The 902-nt window shown below is 42.1% G+C and carries 2 protein-coding genes; both read right to left on the bottom strand.

All coding sequences use genetic code 11. The features are described from left to right. Positions 1-497: NYN domain-containing protein (locus tag BN1121_RS19150; protein ID WP_043597175.1), on the bottom strand; the 497-nt coding region annotated here is incomplete at its 3' end. A 122-nt stretch (positions 498-619) separates the two neighbouring features. After that, positions 620-844 (bottom strand): hypothetical protein, encoded by a 225-nt coding sequence (locus tag BN1121_RS02490; protein ID WP_005346380.1) that lies wholly within the window; start codon positions 842-844, stop codon positions 620-622. Positions 845-902: the final 58 nt, after the last annotated feature.

The following is a 902-nucleotide window of genomic DNA, read 5'->3' as shown; positions in this document are numbered from 1 at the left end:
GTTGCTGCATCTTTAAGTTCTTGAGCGGCTTGATCCCAAAAAACCACGACAACAGTAAAGCCTTCGGATTTTAGGTCTTCAATCACAGGCACATAGTCTTTGTCGCCAGCGACAAGGACGATTTCGCTGGTTTCTTTTTCGCTTGCGATCAAAGTATAAGCATCTTTGGTTATTTGGTGGGCTATTGCAACATCAACCTTCTTTTCTTTTCCTGCCGCATTTCGATCGTAAGTTTTAACCTCAAAGCCTTTGTGCTCGACCATTTTCCAGAATGAGTCTGATGGTGGAGGTGAGCCCCAAAGTTTGGCGCAGCCTACTTCCTGGCCATCACCACACAAGTATTCATATAGCTTTCCATAATCGAGCTTATACGAAAAATCAAAAACTCTTCGCTCCATTGAATCTCGAAGATCAACAGCCATGCCCTTCTCTACAGCTGCAGTCCTTTGACCTTCAATAAATACATTTGAGTTATCAATGTATGTAAATGACTTCAATTTCTACTCCTTAGTTTGAAGTTATGATGAGTGCTAACGTTGGAATTAAGGGGCGCCGGTACGGCGTCCCCTTGGATGACTTGTTATGGCAGGACGGGAACTTGGCTAAAACAAGTTTTTGGTTAGCGATTTATTGCCTCAATAACGTTAACAAGGTCAGACATAGTGTGATTTTCAAAGCTTTTTCCTTGGAAGTTCACTGAGCCTGTATTAAATACATTCATTATGAGGCCACAAGGAAAATCAAATTTTGTTTGCAGGCCGCTCGGGTGACTGATTTTGGCTTCTGGATGCTTGTTTTTGACGAAATCAAAAAGCATCTGTGTATTGTTGCACTTCAATGGCATTGCTTCTTCTCCTTTTGTTTGTGTTTGTCAGGGTGCGCCCTAACAGTGATTAGATGGA

This window comes from Aeromonas diversa CDC 2478-85 (assembly GCF_000819805.1).
Classification (GTDB): Bacteria; Pseudomonadota; Gammaproteobacteria; order Enterobacterales; family Aeromonadaceae; genus Aeromonas; species Aeromonas diversa.
The sequence above is the reverse complement of the archived record's forward strand: the minus strand, read 5'-3'. Positions and strand labels throughout refer to the sequence as shown.